Origin of the sequence: Candidatus Pantoea formicae (assembly GCF_011752625.1) — a bacterium.
GTDB classification, from domain to species: Bacteria; Pseudomonadota; Gammaproteobacteria; order Enterobacterales; family Enterobacteriaceae; genus Pantoea; species Pantoea formicae.
This window is the reverse complement of the sequence record NZ_VWXD01000001.1, coordinates 508,697-523,433: the sequence shown is the minus strand read 5'-3', so window position 1 is coordinate 523,433 and position 14,737 is coordinate 508,697. Positions and strand designations below refer to the sequence as shown.

Here is a 14,737-nt window from a genome sequence, read left to right as displayed (position 1 = left end):
CAGTAGCAATTTACACCAGAGCGGCGCTCAGAGCCTGCGCCGCTCTCTTCAACTGGTCCGCCGGGTTACGCCCAAGCAAAACGTATTGATAACCGTTGCGGTGCCACCATACCAGATTCATACCATGGCGTTTTTCCTGCGCCAGTTCGCTTTGGTGCGGATGTTCCTCCCGCGAAATACACAGCGCCATTGGTCCATAATTGTGATGATTCCACGCAATTTGTGTGATCAGCGCATCATCATAGCGCAGCATGCGCACGCTCTTCAGGCTCGCTTCCGGCAGCGTCAGTTGTGCCGCAGTCAGATGCAGATCAAGATCGCGCGCTGTGCGCTCTAGTGAACGCGCCAACACCGGGGCAGAACTATCAACATCAGCCAAGGTTTCAGGGCTGTAGAGCGACATATATTGCGCTTCCAGTTCACGAATCCGCTCGCTTTCACTTTGTTCTGCTTTTGCCACGGGGCGCGCCAAAAAACCGACACCACTGCCCACCAGCAGAAAACCCACGGATGCGGCTATCAATGCGCGGCGGCTAACTTGCGCAGGCACGTTAGTCGGTGCCGATGGCGTATTAGCCAACAAATATTCGAGCCGTGACTCCATGCGTTCCAGCGGCGCGTCATTCAACATCGGCGCGAATGCATCGGCAAAAGGTTGGTTGCTTTTCATTAACTCAGCAGTACGTGCTGACAATGTTTCACTGCGTTTCAGTTCGGTCTCAAACGCCTGTGCATCTTCCGTGCGCATCTCACCATCCAGCCAGGCAACTATCGCCTCATCGGCATAGGGCGAAGTAAATCGAGGGGCATTCACAAGCGTTTCTCCTGTACCGCGGGCCGCGCCTTCACTGCGCTGGCTAAAGTGGTGCGTGCCGCAGCAAGGCGGCTCATTATGGTACCAATCGGTACGGCCAGCGTGTCAGCAGCTTCCTGATAGGTGAAGCCTTCAACATAAACTAAGAATACCGCGTTGCGTTGCGCTTCGGGTAACTGCCCCACGCGCTGCATCACTTTGGCGTACTGCATGCGTTGCTCATTTTGATATTGGTGATCGGGGGCCAGAAGCTCATCGCTTTCGACAAATCCCTGCCCCATGCGTACTCGCTGCGCGCGCAGTTCATTGATCCACACCGAATGCAACACAGTGAACAGCCAACGGTCGATGCGCGTACCCGGTGTGTATTGGGCGCTGCGTTCCAGCGCCCGAACACAGGTGGACTGCACCAGTTCTTCGGCCACATCGCGATTACGCGACAGCACCATCGCATAACGCCACATGCGCGCCAAATGTGCCGCCAGATGCTGGCGAACTTCAGTGCTAGTAATTTTTACGTCCCCCTTCAACGGTGATCATCAGGTTTCTGGGTGACCATTGATGGCTGCATGCAAATCGCGATATTCCTCGCAGTTAACCCCACACAGCGATTTAATAATGGTCAGTTGCTCCTTCGCCAGATCGGGGCGCCCTTTAATCATCCACGCCTCGCCCAGATATTCACGGACCTTCGCGTATTTGGGATCCAGCGCGATAGATTTCTGATAGTAAGCCATACCTTCATCAGTTCGGCCCAGTTTGCGCGTGGCGTAACCCCGATAGTTCCAAGCCTCTTTGGTGTTTTGATTGTGCAACGTATCCAGTAGGTTGAGCGCAGCTTGGTACTCGCCCTTTTTCGCCAGATGATAAGCATAGTTCGTCTTATCTTCATCACTCAGCATGGTGGTTTTTTCCGGCATACAGGACTTCGTTTTGCTGTCATACACTTGCCCTTTCGGGCAGTCCGGGGTTTTCTTGTCGCTGTCGTCATCACCCATCGCCAATGCAGCGGGTGCATGCAGCACCATGAGCAGCACGGGCACGGCAAACCAGCGAACCTGATTGATCATCTTCATCATTTATCCTCACGGAGTGGCATTGAATCGCGCAACGGCAGCATACGGCGCAGCACGTTGTCACGCAGAACGTAGTGATGGAGTAACGCTGCCACTGCATGTGCACCTGCCAAAACAATCAGCGCCCAGGCAACGTTATTATGCAAACCCGCCAGCGTGTGGCGCAGCGCAGTATCGACATGAATAAAAGTTGGTACATCGAATAAACCAAAGAAGCTAAAAGGTTCCTGTTGTGACCAGCGGAACAGGAAACCCAATACAACCTGAGTAAACAGCAGCAGATACAGCAGGCCGTGTACCGCATGCGCCATGATACGCATCAGCGCACTGTTATCGGCTGGCGCGACAGCCAGGTGCGACTGACGTTGGCTATATAACCGCCACAGCGGACGCACAATCATCACCAGTGCCAATAAAATGCCAAATGAGATATGCCATGCCTGCAATCCTTTGCGCATCGGCGTCCCTTTCTCCAGTTGTTCCCAGATATGCGCGGAAGTAAAAAGAAAAATTACGCTAAAGGCGGTGATCCAGTGCAGCGTCATGCTGAAAGCGTCATAGCGTTGACGCGATTTATGGCGAGTCGAAACAGACATAGCAATTCCCGAAGAGTGAGTTATTTAGTGGGTAAACAACTCAACAACGATTTCTATTCGGAAAATTTTCAATTTTTTCTGAACACACCCTGTTTAGTGGAAAAATCCTGACGAATTTTCTCCTGTTTGTTGCATTTAGTGATTATTATTCTCGCTTCATTAAAGGGATGATTATGTTGAATACCTCTAAAAAGCGGCTTTTGGTCGCTATTGCAACGCTGGTTATTATTCTTTTGGTCTGGGCATACAGCAACTCACGGCCTAAACCCAATTCACTGGTCACTGCCGTCGTGCGCCAAGGCAATATTGAAAACGTGATTGCCGCTACCGGTAAGATGGACGCCATTGAACGCGTGAATGTCGGTGCGCAGGTGTCCGGTCAGGTTAAAAAGCTCTATATCAAAGCCGGTGATGCCGTGAGCAAAGGTGAACTGATCGCTGAAATTGACGATCAACCGCAGCGCAGTGATTTACGCAATGCGCAGGCGGCATTGAGCGTAGCCCAAGCCGATTTGGAAACGCGTGAAGCGGCTTTGATACGACAGGATGCACAGTTTAAGCGCCTGCAACAGATGCTGAAAACCAATGCCGTCTCCCGCCAGGATTACGACGAAGCCGCTGAAGCCTGGAGCACCGCGCGCGCGGAGTTGACAGCCCAGAAGGCGCGCGTCATTCAGGCGCAAATTGAGGTCGATAAAAAACAGCTCGATCTGAGTTATACCCGCATCATGGCGCCGATGGATGGCACGGTCATCGCGATCGTCACCAAGCAGGGTCAAACCGTCAACGCCGCGCAGAGTGCGCCGACCATTGCCAAACTGGCGCAGCTCGGCACGATGACTATCAAGGTGCAGATCTCCGAAGCGGATATCAACAACGTCAAACCCGGTCAGCAGGCGTGGTTCACGACGTTTGCTAATCCGGATAAACGCTACAACGCCACTTTGCGCAGCATTGAGTTGGCACCAGAGTCGGTGATGAAAGATGACGCATTGATGGGCAACAGTGAAAGCACGCCCACCAGTAGCACCAACGCGGCCATTTATTACAATGCCCTACTCGATGTGCCCAACCCAGATAACGCGCTACGCATCTCGATGACTGCGCAGGTGAATTTATTGCGGGATGCGGCCAAAGATGCACTGTTGATTCCGGTCCAAGCCACCAAAAAAGATGCGGAAGGCAAAACCTTTGTTGAAGTGGCGGATAAACAGGAACAGCCTGAGAAACGTATCATCACCACCGGTATTTCTGACAGTGTTGATATTCAGGTGTTAAGCGGCCTAAAGGTGGGTGAAAAAGTGATCCTTGCCACCCAAGCGGTGGGCGCTGACAAGGTGGTGATGTGAGTATCATCGAACTGAAAAACATTCAGCGCAGCTATGTTAACGGTTCACAATCTCTGCATGTGCTGAAAGACATCAACCTGCAAATCGCCAGCGGTGAAATGGTGGCGATTATTGGCCCGTCCGGTTCGGGTAAATCAACGCTCTTGAATATTCTCGGCTGTCTGGACGCTGCCGATAGCGGTGACTATTTTATTGATGGCAAAAACACCGCTTCACTCTCACCCGATGCGCTAGCCAAAGTACGCCGCGAACACATTGGCTTTATCTTCCAGCGCTACCATTTGATGCCGGACCTCACCGCGTTAAGCAATGTCGAGATCCCGGCGATTTATGCCAATCAGCCTGGACATTTACGCCGTGAGCGCGCTGCTCAGTTACTAGAACGGTTGGGGCTACAGGGTCGAGAGCACCATAAGCCGGGCGAACTCTCCGGTGGCCAGCAACAACGCGTCAGTATCGCACGTGCGCTGATGAACGGCGCGGAGATCATCCTCGCCGACGAACCCACCGGTGCGCTGGATTCGCACTCCGGTGAGGAAGTATTACGTATTCTGCACGACCTGAATCGTGAAGGTCATACGGTGATTATCGTTACACACGATATGAAGGTGGCTCAGCATGCTGAGCGCATCATTGAAATTCAGGATGGGGAAATTTTTGCCGACAGCGGTCGCCAGCAAAATGCCGTGCGTGCGCGTTATATCCCGGCGCCACGCAAAAGTCAGAGCAAGCTTAGGGGCTTTGTTGACCGCCTGCGCGAGTCGATGAGCATGGCACTGAACGCCATGAATACTCATCGTTTACGCACTGCGCTGACTATGACCGGTATCATCTTTGGCATCGCAGCCGTTGTCACAGTAGTGGCATTAGGCCAAGGCGCGCGTGAAAAGACTTTGGAAAGCATCTCCGGCCTCGGCACTAACGTGGTGTCTGTTTATGCGGGTGGGGATTTCGCCGAGGATGACGCACATCCCGTCTTAACGCTCGTGATGGCCGATGCCGATGTGATTGCTCGTCAGCAGTTTGTGGATAAGGTCAGTCCAGAGTTACTTTCAACTCAACCTATCCGCTACCTGTCAAATGCTTCGAAAGCATCGGTATCGGGTGTCGGCAAAGATTATTTTGAGATTCAGGGCATCAAACTCACTGAAGGCAGCAATTTCAGTGACGAGCGCCACGCACAGCAAGAGATCATCATTGATACCAATACGCGCAACAAGCTCTTTGCCCCTCATGAGAACCCCATCGGCAAGATGATTGTATTGGGCTCCGTGCCGGTGCGCGTCATTGGTGTTGCGCATGAAGATAACGGTATCTCCCCTAATCGCTTAAGCGTTTGGCTGCCCTGGAGCACCATGATGTACCGCATTAGCGGGCAAACCGCGCTCACCAGTATCAGCATCAAACTCAAAGATGACGTGGTAAGCGGCCCGGCGGTGGAATCACTGACGCAATTATTGACCGCGCGTCACGGAACCAAAGACTTCCTGATGTTCAATCGCGATAAGTACCGCAAAGCCATCGAAGGTGCGGCGGCAACGTTGACCTTGTTGATTTTAATGGTGGCATCGATTGCGCTGATGATTGGCAGCATCGGCGTGATGAACATTATGTTGGTGTCCGTTACTGAACGCACGCATGAGATTGGCGTACGGATGGCGGTGGGTGCACGGCGTGGCGACATCATGCAGCAGTTTATGATCGAAGCCGTGCTGGTGTGTTTGGTGGGCGGTTCGCTCGGCGTCGCGCTCTCTTTGGTGATCGGTCCACTGATTAGCCTGATGGCGGGCGGCGTGCTGACCGCTATCTACTCCTGGGAATCAGCGGGCGCGGCCTTCGCCTGCTCAACCATCATCGGCATGATTTTCGGTTATTTGCCGGCTCGCAAAGCCGCTCGTATGGACCCGGTGGCAGCGTTGGCGAGCGAGTAACCCTTAGCAGGTCGCCATCTGTAGGCGGCCTGACTAATAATCAAATCAGCATGGGCAAGGTCGCGCTCGCCGTTTGCTGGCTGGCGGTGATGTAATGGGCATCGTGCGTCATCAGCTCCCCCATTAACACTTCCACCACTAACATCGCACCCACTTTCCCGCTGAGCGTTCCAGCGTTCAGCGGTCCTTCTGGACGTGCAGCCACCAAGAGCATATCCGCCAGGTTGCCCATTGGGCTGCGTAGCGTGTTACTCAACATCAACACCTGTGCTTTACGCTTCTTCGCAACGTTCACAACATGCATCAAGTCTTTGGTCGAGCCAGAGGCAGAGATAGCAATCACCAAATCACCCTCGATCAATGTCGAGGCGTTCATGGCAGCACGATGCATATCCCCAAATAACTGGGCGGATTTCCCCAGACGCAGCAGGCGATAATGCAGGTATTCACCCGTTATTGCGCTGGCTGCCACACCGTAGATCTGGATAGAGCGAGCCTGATGCAACGCAGTTGCCGCCTGCTGAAGGACGTCACGATTGATAAATTTTCCGGTATCGCGCAATGCCTGCACAGACTCCTCAACCAAGGCATCGATGCTGTCACCGTCGTCAGTTGCGACAGGCTGATTTTGCTGAACGTTCAGTGCCAGCGCCATCTTGAACTCGGTGTAGCCTTTGCAACCTAAAATGCGGCATAGACGCGTCACGCTGGCTTCACTGGTATCCGTCTCTTTTGCCAGGTCTGTAATGGTGAGATACAGCACTTTCTGAGGTTCGGTGAGGATAAAATCGCCTAGTTTTTGTAGCGCCGGACTGAAGCCCGGCAGTCCCTGGCGCAAATGCAGCAAAATGTTTTCATTGTCCGTCATGGCATCCCTCCGTTGACCAATTTCGATGGCGCTTAGTGTGCGTAAAGGTCCCACGTTAAGCCAGCAGATTCGATTATAAGTGAAAGCTATCACACAAATGGTAGTAATTTTCATCCCATGAAGTAGATTGTGATAATAATTTTTACCACAACAACGCATCGGGGATGAAAATTTATGTCGATATTGAGTGGTGCCTCCTCAGGAGGCTGGTTTGAAAAAGCACAGCGCTTTGGTAAATCCTTTATGTTGCCCATCGCTGTATTGCCTGCTGCGGGCCTGTTGCTCGGCATCGGGGGCGCGCTATCCAATCCCAATACCGTCAAAGCCTATCCTTTTCTCGATGTCGGCTGGCTGCAAGGTGTGTTCACCGTTATGGCAAGTGCAGGATCAGTGGTCTTCGCTAACCTTGCCGTGCTGTTTGCGGTGGGCGTGGCGGTAGGTTTAGCCAAAAGTGATAAAGGCACGGCAGGTCTGGCATCACTGCTGGCCTATTTGGTGATGAACGCCACCATCAATGCACTGTTAACACTGACCGGCGTGCTGGCCAGCAGCAATCTCAGCGCGGTAGGACAAGGGATAGCGCTCGGCACACAAACATTGGAAACGGGTGTTTTTGGTGGCGTAGTGATGGGTTTGGTCACCGCACTGCTGCATAACCGTTACAGCAAAATCGCGCTGCCGCAGTTCCTCGGTTTTTTTGGCGGCTCACGCTTTGTGCCTATTATCAGTTCTTTTGTGGCGATTGTGGTCGGCGCGGCGATGACCATCATCTGGCCTCACTTCCAGAAGCTCATCTTTGGCTTGGGTGGCCTGGTTGATGCCACAGGTTACTTGGGAACCTTCATCTACGGCTTTGTACTGCGCATGCTCGGGCCTTTTGGCTTGCATCATATCTTCTATTTGCCGTTCTGGACCACCGCCTTAGGTGGCAGCGAAATGGTGAATGGTCATCTGGTTGAAGGCACACAGCGAATCTTCTTTGCTCAGTTGGCCGATCCCAACACGCAACAGTTCTACATCGGCACGGCGCGATTCATGTCAGGTCGCTTTATTACCATGATGTTCGGGCTATTAGGTGCCTGTCTGGCGATGTATCACACAGCTAAATCCGAGAACCGTAAACGCGTGGCAGGATTATTGCTGTCCGCAGCCCTCACCTCGTTTTTGACCGGGATTACCGAACCTATTGAGTTCTCATTCCTGTTTGTCGCTCCCGTGTTGTATGTGGTCCATGCTGTATTCGATGGGCTGGCGTTTATGATCGCCCATATGCTTCACATCACTATTGGGCAGACATTCTCGGGCGGCTTGATCGATTTCATTCTGTTCGGCGTGTTGCAAGGTGAAGATAAAACACACTGGCTCTACGTGCCGCTGGTTGGTGTGCCGTGGTTCCTGCTCTATTACTTCACCTTCCGCTTTGTGATTACCCGTTTCAATTTCAAAACGCCCGGTCGGGAAGATGTCAGCGCAGAGAGTCCGCTGATTGCTGCAGGAGAACGCCCTTTGCAGGTCATCGAAGCGCTGGGGGGTAAAGCAAATATTGCTGAACTTGATTGCTGCGCCACGCGTCTGCGTATCACGCTTCACGACAGCGCTAAGCTTAATGAAGCCGCATTGAAAGCCACGGGAGCACGTGCAGTGATCCAACGTGGCAAAGGCGTACAGATAATCTATGGCCCACACGTCACCATTATCAAAAATGAAGTTGAGGAGTTACTCGCGCTATGAAAGCAAACATGTTGCAGCAGATTCAGGGAAAATTGGTGGTGTCCTGTCAGGCACTGGAGAATGAACCGCTGCACAGTCCATTTATCATGTCTCGGATGGCGTTAGCGGCAAAGCAAGGTGGCGCGGCCGGCATCCGTGCCAACAGTTTGGTCGATGTGCAACAGATAATGGCAACCGTCGATCTGCCGATCATCGCGATCGTCAAACGTGATTATCCGGGCAGCGAGGTGTATATCACCGCAACGCTGCAAGAGGTGGATGAACTGATGGCTGCTCATCCAGCGATGATAGCCTTAGACGCTACGCAGCATCACCGACCGGGCGAATTGCAGCTGCCACAGTTGGTAGCGGCAGTTCGTCAACGTTACCCACAATTGTTGCTGATGGCAGATATCGCCACGGTGGAAGAAGCACAATTGGCAGCAGAACTCGGTTTCGACTGTATTGGCACCACGCTACATGGCTATACGGCGGAAACCCAAGGCGCTTATCTGGCAGCGGATAATTTTGTCTTCTTGCGTGATGTACTCGCCGCAGTCAAGGTGCCGGTGATCGCAGAGGGGAATGTAGAAACACCTGAAATGGCGTCTCAGTGTTTACATCTCGGTGCACATGCGGTGGTCGTCGGGGGAGCTATTACACGGCCTCAGCAAATCACGCAGCGCTTTGTAAAGGCAATAAGCTGAAGATAAAAACAGCAAAGCCGCCCGGAGGCGGCCTTAACGCTGAAGCGGAAACTGAAATTATTTGTACAGTTCTGCCGTCATGTGCACACGGTTATTGGTGTTCGCTTCAGTGATTTTGTACTGTGCGCCCTGCTGTTGAGCTACTGCGGCTACTTTCGCTTCTGCACCGTCCAGCGTTGAAGACTCAACGGAGATGCTCTGGGCAAAGCTGGCAGCAGACATCAGTGAAAGAGCGGCAGCAGCGGCGATGGTAAGTGTTTTAATGGTTTTCATGGTCTTATTCCTTTGGGTTGTGTGTGAAGGCTGTGTGCCTTCAATGAGGATAATAATACCCTAGGTTACCATTTCAATATTAACCATTAGTGCGATCATCATGATCACACTAACCATAACCACCATTACAATAACCACGTTGACAGGTAGAGTTTCATCTTATCCACATTTCAAGTGAAAAGAGCGCTCGCTAACCTGTGGATAAATTAGCTCTTTCCGCCTGCGGTGCCTCCTCCAGCGCGATGCTGTTTTTTTGTTCGCTTTCGCGAAGTTGTCGAAGGTTAAACTGAATCTTCTTTTTCAATCACCAGCACGCGTGCCGCGCCTTGGGGATGAGCAACATGCTCGGTACCCACGCTGGCAAAGAAGATGTCGCCCACACTGAGCATCACTTTGTGCACTTCCCCTCTCTCGCGGTAATGCATCTCGACCACACCATCTAGCACCACAAAGACTTCTTCACCATCATTGATGTGCCAGCGATAAGGCTGATCAGTCCAGTGCAATCGCACGCTGGTGCCATCAAAATTGGCAATATCGAGAGCCTCCCACGCACGCGATGGAGAAAAGTTTTTGCTGACGATGATTTTCATGAGATGCCTGTGTTTGCTAAGTGAATACGCAACATGCTACAGGCCATTGAGCGGAGGTGAGAGACAAGCCAGGGACATTTCCGGCCAGATCACTGTAGCCGATAACAGGCTCTAGAAACAGCAAAGCCGCCCGGAGGCGGCCTTAACGCTGAAGCGGAAACTGAACTTATTTGTACAGTTCTGCCGTCATGTGCACACGGTTATTGGTGTTCGCTTCAGTGATTTTGTACTGTGCGCCCTGCTGCTGAGCTACTGCGGCTACTTTAGCTTCTGCACCGTCCAGCGTTGAAGACTCAACGGAGATGCTCTGGGCAAAGCTGGCAGCAGACATCAGTGAAAGAGCGGCAGCAGCGGCGATGGTCAGTGTTTTAATGGTTTTCATGGTCTTATTCCTTTGGGTTGTGTGTGAAGGCTGTGTATCTTCGATGGAAAAATAATACCCTAGGTTACCATTTCAATATTAACTATTAGTGCGATCATCATGATCATGCTAACTATATCTCACTAAGATCTGACGCATCGCTATGATGTTGATTGCAGCTAACACGGCGGCGGCAATAAAGGCCATCGATAAGTGGCCAGGAAGGTAAGTCATGAACGCCGCCATAAATTGTCCGCCAAAAATCGCCATTGATAAGCGCGCCAATTGGCGCCCACGTTCATGTGGCTGACTGGTTTCAACTGTCATGTGATTCACCAGAGGCACTGACAGGCCAAACCCCATGCCTAATAATATGCCGCCAGGCAGGCACAACACGACATTGGGGGCTGCTGCAAATTCGAGATGTGCCAACAAGTAGCAAATGAACGCCATGATCAGCGTGGGATAGTTGCCGAATTGCAGCGCCACATGCGGCATCAATGCTGCGGCCAACACCGCAACCAGCGAGACAAATGAGAGAAAATAGCCAATATGTGCGGCATTAGCACCCATCAAAGCGAATCGTTGCGGAAGCATAATGACGGCGGTGAAAAAACAGATCATGGAACAGAACGCCGCCAGCCATACCGGCCGCAACTGGCGATCGCTACTCGTTACGGCGTCTTCTATTGTTTCCGCTCTCATTTGCTGCTGAGGGCGCGGGACGCAAATGAGCACCAACACCAGCAACACCCAAGAGAATAGATAAAGCCCATACGGATAACGCCAGCTTGCGGAGGCCAGAATCCCACCCACAAAGAGAAACACTACGCCACCCAACTCTATTGCCATGCCTTGTCGCGCGATCATCTTTAATCGGGCTTCGGCCTGATAAAAAATGGCAATTAAGCTGGTCCCGGCAGACATCACCACCGCTGTTGCACACCCCAGTATGATGCGGTCGATGATTTGTGGCACTGCGCCAGGCAACCACATACCTGCCACGCCCAATCCGCCATAGCAGAAAAGCCCAATCAACAGCATAGGATAGGCACCAAAACGGTCTATCGCTCTACCTGCTAATGGCCCTGCCAGTATCACGCCCAGCGCAGGCAGCGTCACCAACCAGCTTGCCAGATAAGCAACCCTTAATTGCGCGGCAATGTCACTCAATCCCGGCACAATCACGCATCCCACCATAATGGTCAGGCAACTGACAGCCAGGAGCGTGATAGAGCCTGCAGGTTTAATTGGAATCATAATTTTTGTTTCATCCGAATAATGGTGTTTATATCCACCTAGTGGACATGAGTGTTGCGGCATCGCTAAATATTGTCAATGGCTACCGTGCTATAGTGGCGGGCATTAAAATCGATATAGCGGAAGAATGATGGCTGCAGACAAAGAAGCTAACGGTTCGCAGGTTATTGCACGTGCCGCGACTATTTTGCGGGCGTTAGAAAATCGACCAACGGGATTAAGCATGTCCGAGCTGTCAAAACTGACAGCACTACCGCGCACCACGGTACATCGACTGGTCACTTCGTTGATTTCTCAGCAGTTGCTGCTACAGGGCAGTGAAGGCATTAAGCTGGGTCCGGCGCTAGCTAGACTTGCCGCTTCGGCACATACCGATATTATCGCGCTCTCTCAGCCAGCGATGGAAACGCTTGGACGTCGCACGCGAGAAACGGTCGATTTATGCGTCTGGCGCGGCAGCCATACGGTTCTGGTCAGCCAATATGCTTCCGATCAGGAATTGCGCGTGGTCTCATCCATCAGCACTGCCTTTCCCACGCACTGCGCTGCGCATGGTAAAGCGTTATTGTCTGAACAAACGGATGATGTCGTCTCGGCATTACTTCCACAGTTGAACGATGTGCGTACCGTAAATACTCTGCGAGATCCTCAGCTTATCTTAAAGGCCATTCAGCAGGTTCGTGAGCAGGGCTATGCGGTAGATCGCGAAGAGCATTCGCGTGGTGTATGTGGTATCAGTGTCGCCCTGAACACCGGGCCAGGGGAGCGTTATGCGCTGGCCATTGCAGTGCCATCATTACGCTTTGATGAGCAGTTTCCACAGCTTCTCGCGGCTTTGTTGCAGGCAAAAACTGAAATCGAGTCGCTGCTTGTCGGTTTGCACAAATGACAAAGCCGCCCGTAGGCGGCCTTAATATCGTGTGTGGCGAGCTTATTTATACAACTGAGCCGTCATGTGCACACGGTTGTTGGTGTTGGCTTCAGTAATTTTGTACTGAACACCTTGTTGCTGAGCTACGGCGGCGATTTTCGCTTCTGCACTGTCCAGAGTCGAAGCATCAACAGAGATACTTTGTGCGAAACTCGCGAATGAAACCAGGGTAAGAGCAGTAACTGCAACGAAAGTTTTGATAGATTTCATGGTCATTTCCTCAGAGTAATTTTCAGTTTTTGAGGCGTACCGCCTCGATGTGAGAAATAATAGACCTGCTTCTCGTTGAGTAAAAGCTGAAGGATTTGCTGATAGAGTTCAAAAAATTTGAACGCTGTTCAATATGGCCTTACCTAAGCTGCATCGGTTAAAACCCAGAAACTCTCATCGTCACAATCAAATCGCGCCACCTCCTGCATGCCAAGATGCTGGTGCGCACGTAACGAGGGAATATTGTTGGATTGGATGAATAACACCGGAGTTTTTGAACCATAATGTTCCCGCATTGCCGCATATAATGGCCGCAATAATCCCTGACCGCGTTCACTTGCTGCAATACATACCGGACCATACAGCCAACACTCTCTGCCGGGTGGCCAGGCCTCCAACATGGCTGACACCACAGGGGGAGAATTTTCCGCGGATAACGCACTGAATAAGATACCCACCACCGTACCCTCGCGCTTAGCTACCAGCGTATAGGCAGTGGCGCGATCGAGCATATTGGCCACACGCTCTGGCGGATAATTCCCGTTTAAAGCGCCGCCATTACCAGCTGCATTCTTTTGAAGCAATGCAACGATTGCGTCAAAGTCTGTAGGCTGTGCGCTGGTTATACGATAATCACTCCCCATTAAGGTTCTCCTTTGTATTTTGCTGTTGTGTTAAAGCATAGCGAAAGACGCTCACAAAGAAGAACACGGGTTGGTAAGGTGAAACGACTATGCCGCCCAAAGGCGGCCATCATTAAGGCCTTGCGGCCGAGCCATCCGGCAGGCGCGCGTTCGTCCACTCTGGCAAGTCACCTTTTACGGGATACTTAGCCGCTTGAGTTTCATCGATATCCACCCCCAAGCCAGGGCGACTACTGAGATAAGCGTAACCACGATCAATTTCTGGGCAGCCAGGGAAGACTTCCTGCAATGCATCATTGACCGGGGTATATTCCTGGATACCGAGGTTGGTAATACTCATGTCGATATGCAGATTTGCCGCCACGCCAACCGGTGAAATATCACCAGGTCCATGCCAGGCGGTTCTTACGCCATAGAGTTCAGCAAAAGTCGCCAGCTTTTTGGCAGGCGTAATACCGCCGATGGTACTGACATGGCAACGAATATAATCGATAAGCTGGTTTTGAATCAGAGGCTTCCATTCGTTAATCTGGGTAAATAACTCGCCCATCGCGATCGGTGTACTGCTCTGTGTACGTAATGTTTTAAGCCAATCAATGTTCTCAGGGGCGACAGGATCTTCGAGGAAAAACAGCTGGAATTCTTCCAGCGATTTCGCCATTTGGATTGAGGCTATGGGTGTGATGCGCTCATGAACGTCATGGATAAACTCCACACCGAAACCAATTTTATTGCGCAGATGATCAAACAAACGGGGCACCGCACGCGCGTAAGCTTCGGGATCGAAATAGACGCCCGGCGTCTGACTACGAGGTGACACCTTCGGCTGAATATTACGTGCCTTAGCCAACTTACCGGCGATCAGACGTAAATCATCGGTGCCGGCACCGCCGTACATGCCAACCTGGCAGCGTACATATTGATAACCCTCTTCCATACGGGCCCGAATATTATCTTCAACTTCAACTTCATCTGCACCGTCACAGTGGCGATAAAGAGCAATACCATCACGGCACTTCCCACCCAACAGTTCATACACTGGTAGCCCAGCCACTTTACCTTTCAAATCCCACAAGGCCATATCGACGCCAGAAAGTGCGTTGTTCATGACCGGACCATTTCGCCAGTAGCCACTCACCGCTGCCGATTGCCAAATATCCTCAATGCGCGCGGGATCCTTACCTATTAAGAACGGTTTCATATAGTTGTCGATAGCAGAGGCGACGGCATGAATACGTTGTGTAAACGTTGCACAGCCCAACCCGTATAACCCAGGTTCGCTGGTTTCAATTTTAACCACCACCAGGTCAATACCTCCCGGTGCGGTGAGAATGGTTTTTACGTTGGTAATCTTAAGTTGGCTCATGCTAATCCCCATTAATCTTGTATGATGTCCTACATGTTAGAGATATAA

The 14,737-nt window shown here is 51.8% G+C and carries 17 protein-coding genes; 5 read left to right on the top strand and 12 right to left on the bottom strand.

Annotated features, from left to right (window positions below):
• Positions 1 to 10: 10 nt before the first annotated feature.
• The 4 genes from F3J38_RS02675 to F3J38_RS02660 all read right to left on the bottom strand — a co-directional run bounded on the left by F3J38_RS02675 (position 11) and on the right by F3J38_RS02660 (position 2,486).
• Complete coding sequence (locus F3J38_RS02675) at positions 11 to 814, bottom strand: anti-sigma factor family protein (protein ID WP_167134842.1); 804 nt, start codon at positions 812 to 814, stop codon at positions 11 to 13.
• The gene (locus tag F3J38_RS02670) at positions 811 to 1,278 is read right to left on the bottom strand and encodes a sigma-70 family RNA polymerase sigma factor (protein ID WP_370661717.1); all 468 of its coding nucleotides are present in this window, start codon (positions 1,276 to 1,278) and stop codon (positions 811 to 813) included. Before F3J38_RS02670 ends, F3J38_RS02675 begins: the two co-directional genes overlap by 4 nt.
• A 75-nt stretch (positions 1,279 to 1,353) precedes the next feature.
• The gene (locus F3J38_RS02665; RefSeq protein ID WP_240155899.1) at positions 1,354 to 1,890 is read right to left on the bottom strand and encodes a tetratricopeptide repeat protein; all 537 of its coding nucleotides are present in this window, start codon (positions 1,888 to 1,890) and stop codon (positions 1,354 to 1,356) included.
• Entirely contained in the window at positions 1,890 to 2,486 is a 597-nt protein-coding gene (locus tag F3J38_RS02660) for a cytochrome b (protein ID WP_167134836.1), read from the bottom strand. Before F3J38_RS02660 ends, F3J38_RS02665 begins: the two co-directional genes overlap by 1 nt.
• A 173-nt stretch (positions 2,487 to 2,659) precedes the next feature.
• Between F3J38_RS02660 and F3J38_RS02655 the strand changes: the two genes are divergently transcribed.
• Together F3J38_RS02655 and F3J38_RS02650 are read left to right on the top strand one after the other, a co-directional pair.
• Positions 2,660 to 3,835 carry an efflux RND transporter periplasmic adaptor subunit gene (locus F3J38_RS02655; protein WP_167134834.1) on the top strand — a complete coding sequence of 392 codons (1,176 nt, stop codon included), beginning with the start codon at positions 2,660 to 2,662 and terminating at the stop codon, positions 3,833 to 3,835.
• A complete protein-coding gene (locus F3J38_RS02650) occupies positions 3,832 to 5,766 on the top strand; it encodes a MacB family efflux pump subunit (protein ID WP_167134832.1) in 1,935 nt (644 codons plus the stop codon). Before F3J38_RS02655 ends, F3J38_RS02650 begins: the two co-directional genes overlap by 4 nt.
• A 40-nt stretch (positions 5,767 to 5,806) precedes the next feature.
• Here F3J38_RS02650 and F3J38_RS02645 read toward each other — a convergent pair whose 3' ends face one another.
• On the bottom strand, positions 5,807 to 6,634 hold the full coding sequence (locus F3J38_RS02645; RefSeq protein ID WP_167134830.1) for a MurR/RpiR family transcriptional regulator: 828 nt from the start codon (positions 6,632 to 6,634) through the stop codon (positions 5,807 to 5,809).
• 174 nt (positions 6,635 to 6,808) lie between these two features.
• Here F3J38_RS02645 and F3J38_RS02640 point away from each other — a divergent pair, with 174 nt between their 5' ends.
• Both F3J38_RS02640 and F3J38_RS02635 read left to right on the top strand, forming a co-directional pair.
• Positions 6,809 to 8,365 (top strand): PTS transporter subunit EIIC, encoded by a 1,557-nt coding sequence (locus F3J38_RS02640; protein ID WP_167134828.1) that lies wholly within the window; start codon positions 6,809 to 6,811, stop codon positions 8,363 to 8,365.
• A complete protein-coding gene (locus tag F3J38_RS02635; RefSeq protein WP_167134826.1) occupies positions 8,362 to 9,051 on the top strand; it encodes an N-acetylmannosamine-6-phosphate 2-epimerase in 690 nt (229 codons plus the stop codon). Before F3J38_RS02640 ends, F3J38_RS02635 begins: the two co-directional genes overlap by 4 nt.
• A gap of 57 nt (positions 9,052 to 9,108) precedes the next feature.
• Here the strand turns inward: F3J38_RS02635 and F3J38_RS02630 are convergent, their stop codons facing one another.
• From F3J38_RS02630 to F3J38_RS02615, 4 genes are all read right to left on the bottom strand, one after another.
• On the bottom strand, positions 9,109 to 9,324 hold the full coding sequence (locus F3J38_RS02630) for a YdgH/BhsA/McbA-like domain containing protein (protein ID WP_034829885.1): 216 nt from the start codon (positions 9,322 to 9,324) through the stop codon (positions 9,109 to 9,111).
• Positions 9,325 to 9,605: 281 nt separating this feature from the next.
• Positions 9,606 to 9,917, bottom strand: a complete 312-nt coding sequence (locus F3J38_RS02625; RefSeq protein ID WP_167134824.1) for a cupin domain-containing protein — start codon at positions 9,915 to 9,917, stop codon at positions 9,606 to 9,608.
• A 166-nt stretch (positions 9,918 to 10,083) separates the two neighbouring features.
• The gene (locus tag F3J38_RS02620) at positions 10,084 to 10,299 is read right to left on the bottom strand and encodes a YdgH/BhsA/McbA-like domain containing protein (RefSeq protein WP_034829885.1); all 216 of its coding nucleotides are present in this window, start codon (positions 10,297 to 10,299) and stop codon (positions 10,084 to 10,086) included.
• A 108-nt stretch (positions 10,300 to 10,407) separates the two neighbouring features.
• Entirely contained in the window at positions 10,408 to 11,538 is a 1,131-nt protein-coding gene (locus tag F3J38_RS02615) for an MFS transporter (protein ID WP_167134822.1), read from the bottom strand.
• Positions 11,539 to 11,668: 130 nt separating this feature from the next.
• Between F3J38_RS02615 and F3J38_RS02610 the strand changes: the two genes are divergently transcribed.
• On the top strand, positions 11,669 to 12,427 hold the full coding sequence (locus F3J38_RS02610) for an IclR family transcriptional regulator (protein ID WP_167134820.1): 759 nt from the start codon (positions 11,669 to 11,671) through the stop codon (positions 12,425 to 12,427).
• 42 nt (positions 12,428 to 12,469) lie between these two features.
• On the opposite strand, the gene F3J38_RS02605 is transcribed toward F3J38_RS02610, so the two are convergent.
• The 3 genes from F3J38_RS02605 to F3J38_RS02595 form a co-directional block, all read right to left on the bottom strand.
• Positions 12,470 to 12,679 (bottom strand): YdgH/BhsA/McbA-like domain containing protein, encoded by a 210-nt coding sequence (locus tag F3J38_RS02605; RefSeq protein WP_167134818.1) that lies wholly within the window; start codon positions 12,677 to 12,679, stop codon positions 12,470 to 12,472.
• 143 nt (positions 12,680 to 12,822) lie between these two features.
• Positions 12,823 to 13,323 carry a GNAT family N-acetyltransferase gene (locus F3J38_RS02600; RefSeq protein ID WP_167134816.1) on the bottom strand — a complete coding sequence of 167 codons (501 nt, stop codon included), beginning with the start codon at positions 13,321 to 13,323 and terminating at the stop codon, positions 12,823 to 12,825.
• Positions 13,324 to 13,435: 112 nt separating this feature from the next.
• Positions 13,436 to 14,689, bottom strand: a complete 1,254-nt coding sequence (locus F3J38_RS02595; protein ID WP_167134814.1) for an enolase C-terminal domain-like protein — start codon at positions 14,687 to 14,689, stop codon at positions 13,436 to 13,438.
• Between the last annotated feature and the right edge of the window lie 48 nt (positions 14,690 to 14,737).